This window comes from Streptomyces sp. NPDC057271, from assembly GCF_042668715.1.
In the GTDB taxonomy this organism is placed as follows: domain Bacteria; phylum Actinomycetota; class Actinomycetes; order Streptomycetales; family Streptomycetaceae; genus Streptomyces.
Genome location: NZ_JBHUYJ010000215.1, coordinates 1 through 3,532, shown reverse-complemented (window position 1 = coordinate 3,532; position 3,532 = coordinate 1). Strand labels below are relative to the sequence as shown.

Below are 3,532 nucleotides of genomic sequence, written 5' to 3'. Positions count from 1 at the left end.
GCTCACCGGCGGTGTCCATCGGTGAGGTTCTGTCCGGCGGCAGCTCCCAGACGCCCGAGGTCCCACGCCCGCTGGTGGAGGCGCCGTTCACGCCAGTGGTCGCGGATGCCGGGGCCGGGGCGCCGTCGGCGGCTGCCGCCCCTTCGCAGACAGCGCGGGGCCCGGTCCTGGACGGGCAGGCTCCCGTGGCGCCGGCGGCCGGCGCGGCCCCGGCCACGGGGACACGTGGCCCGGAAGGGCAGTCGCCCGCCTCCCCCGCCGCGCCCGCCTCGTCCGCCTCGTCCGCCTCGTCCGCTGGGTCCGCTGGGTCCGCTGGGTCCGCTGGGTCTGCTGGGCCGGGTCAGAGTGCGGCGGGCAGGCCGCCGTCCATCGACACGGTCGTCAGTGGGAAGAATGCCGGTGACGCGTCGGGGGCCAGGGTCGGGGCTGCCACGAGTACGAACGCTCCCGAGGTGACTTCACCGGTGTCCCGGGCGGGCGGGCGGCCGCAGGACCTGACCGTCACAGCGAGCGCGTCCACGGCCACATCCACGTCCTCGTCCTCGTCCACAGCCTCGTCCACGGCGTCGTCCACGGCGTCGTCCTCGTCCTCGGCGTCGTCTGCTCCTGCTGTGAAGGTCTTCAACCCGGCCGGGGCGCCGGAACCTGTCGCCGCTGCCACGAGTCCGGAGCCGGTCTCGAGCTCTGCCGGGCAGGCGCCGCCAGCCGTGCGGCGCTCCCCGGCGGCGGATGCCCCTCCCCTCCCGGATCTCGCCGCCTACGCGGCGGAGATGCACAAGATGAACGCGGCCGGTGACGTGGTGAAGGGCAGCATGGTGCTGCGTGAGTACTTCGCCATGCAGGAGGCGAGGATCGCCTGGGAGGAGGCGAATCCGGGCCTGGTGAACGAGGCTTCGCAGGTCAGGGTCGGGCCGTATGACGGTGTGATCCTGGATGCGGTAGGCCGGACGATGGCGGAGTTCCCGGAGTTCGCCGGCCGGGGGGACGAACCGCTGACGGACATCCTCGCGGATCTGAGCCCAGCCCAGTTGGTGAAGTTCGAGCGCCTGGTCGATGAGAACGGCCTCGCCTCGGTGAACAAGGATTTCCAGGAGATCCTCAACGACGGCACGCTGGAGCGTGTGCTGTCGCAGACCGACTCCACGCTCGGGGAAGTGCTGCCACCGGAGCCCGCATCGCCTGTCGTGGATGCGCCGGAGAACGTCATGGCGGACACGCCCGAACCGGTAGTGGACACGCCCGAACCGGTAGTGGAGAGGCCCGACCCGGCGGTGGAGAGGCAGGCCGAGGCCACGCAGCTGACCCGGTCTGGTGACGCCGGGGGTGAGAGTGGTGCGGGTCCCCTGATCGTGGCCCAGCGTGAGGGGCTGGTGGTCACGGCCGCGCCGGAGCAAAGCCCTGTCGCGGCTGTCGAGGGCCCGGACGCGAACCTGGCCCTGGGCGCGGCGGAGAGTGCTGCCGCGGTGCCGGCGGGCGAGACGCCGTCCGGGGCGGGTTTCGGGCGTGAGGGGGCACGTGTGCCGGAAGCGGTGCTGGAGAACGTCGTGCGGCGCAATGTGCAGGAGGCCGTTGTCCAGTGGATGTTGTTCTCGCCTGAGTTGGTACGTCTGGCCGAGGTGATGACCCTCGGGGAAGCGATCGCCTCAGCGCCCCCGGGTGCGGACGGTGCCATGCGTGAGTGGGGCAGTTGGGTGACGGGCAACGTCTCCCCCGAGGTGTGGAACGCGGTGGACCCGCAGACCCGTGCCGGCATCCGCGAGACGCTGTTGACAGAGAAGCTCGCCACGCTGGCGGTGAACGACTTCGTACTGGCGGAGAACCAGATCACTTGGGTGGAGGACGTGGCAACGCCCGTCACCTCCGAGGCGCTCCCTCCGGTCACCCCCGAGGTGCTTCCCCCGGCCGTCTCAGAGGCGGTTCCTCCCGTCACCCCCGAGGCGGTTCCTCCGGTCGTTTCCGAGGTGGTTGCTCCGGTCGTCCCGGAGTCCGGTTCCACGGGCCGGGTCGGGGATCTGCCCGCGGGTGGTGAGAGTCCTTCGCCCGCACGGCAGGACTCGGGCTTCGGCGAGGCGCCGATGGGTGGCGCGAAGTCTCCCGAGACGGTGACGGAGCCGCCGGCGGAGACGGTGATGGAGCCGGAGGTGGTTCCTGCGGCCGGCCCGGAGCAGTCGGGTATTGCGTCGGTCGAGGGGCGGCGGATGGGGGAGGCGGGGGCTCCGGACGAGGTTCGTATGATGACGGCGATCGTGAAGTCGGTCGAGTCGCTGGGTGAGCTGGCGCCTCGTGGGGAGTTGCCGCTTGCCGAGGTTCTGCGTGATCTGTCTCCTGGCCAGTTGGAGAAGTTCGGGGCGCTGATGCGTCAGAACGGTCTGGAGGAGTTCGGGCTGGGCGCGAGGGAGCTGATCGAGCCGGGGGGGCTGGTCGATCAGGCGCTGGCGGGTAAGGACTTCCTGGTCAATGACTTCCTCTCGATGGAGACGCTGGTCGCGGAGGTCATGCGGACGACCCATCCGGACACGACCGAGGTCCCGGCTGTGCCGGAGAAGCCCCTGCCGGAGCGTCCGCTTCCGGACAAGCCCCTGCCGGAGAGGCCCCTGCCGGAGCGTCCGCTTCCGGAGAGGCCCCTGCCGGAGCGTCCTCTTCCGGAGAAGCCCCTGCCGGAGCGTCCTCTTCCTCGGCTGCCTCTTTCGGAGGCTGGGGGCCCGCAGTCCGGTTCCACGGGCCGGGTCGGGGATCTGCCCTTGGGTGGTGAGAGTGCTTCGCCCGCACGGCAGGACTCGGGCTTCGGCGAGGCGCCGTTGGGTGATGCGAAGTCTCCCGAGACGGTTGCGCGATCCGCACCTGAGAGGGTCGGGGATGTGTCTTCCGAGACGGTCGGTGAGGGCAGTATCCGTTCAGGTCTGCCGGAGGTCACGGTCGTTGCGGAAGGGAGCCTGGCGGAAGGCATGACCGCCGAGATCGGCTCCGTGAGTGAGGGCGAGCAGGGCCTGGGGGGGCGGGCCGGCGACGGCAACGAGTCGGGCGGGGAGGGTGACTGGCTGGATCAGGCGCTGGGTGACCTGCGGCCGGTGCCGGAGGGAGAGCCGCTGTCCGCGACGCCGGACTCGCCGGGCAACCCGGCTCTGGAGGCGTTTAGGGCGAGCGCGGAGGCGTTTAGGGCGAGTATGGAGGCGTTCCCGGAGCTGCCCGACTCGGTCAAGGACTTGCCGCTCGTGGAGGTGCTGGAGGGTCTTTCCCCGGCGCAGAAGATCAAGCTAGGCGTGCTTTTGAGGGAGCACGGTCTGGCGGATGGTCCGGCGATGGTGGAGAGCGGTGCGCTGCGCGATCTGCTGTGGCCCACGCTGGACACCCTGCGCAATCCGAACGTGATTTCGGGGGGTGCGGGTTCTGGTTCTGGTGCCGATGAGGCGCTGGCGGCGCGGGTGCAGGCGCTGCGCGACGGGGAACGCCCGGTGGAGGTGGAGGGTGAGTACGGCCCTTTGCCGGAGGGGGAGTTGGAGGCGCTGCTGGATCAGGCGCCGGGGGTGCCGGA

Annotated in this window: 2 protein-coding genes; one reads left to right on the top strand and one right to left on the bottom strand. The window is 71.0% G+C overall.

Translation table 11 applies throughout. From position 1 onward, the window contains the following. Positions 1–340: 340 nt before the first annotated feature. Positions 341–661: a hypothetical protein gene (locus ACFUJR_RS38945; protein ID WP_383181735.1), complete on the bottom strand. Its 321-nt coding sequence runs from the start codon at positions 659–661 to the stop codon at positions 341–343. A gap of 109 nt (positions 662–770) precedes the next feature. On the opposite strand from ACFUJR_RS38945, the gene ACFUJR_RS38940 reads away from it, so the two are divergent. Beyond that, positions 771–3,532, top strand: a 2,762-nt coding sequence (locus ACFUJR_RS38940) for a hypothetical protein (RefSeq protein WP_383451273.1), incomplete at its 3' end; no start/stop codon positions are given.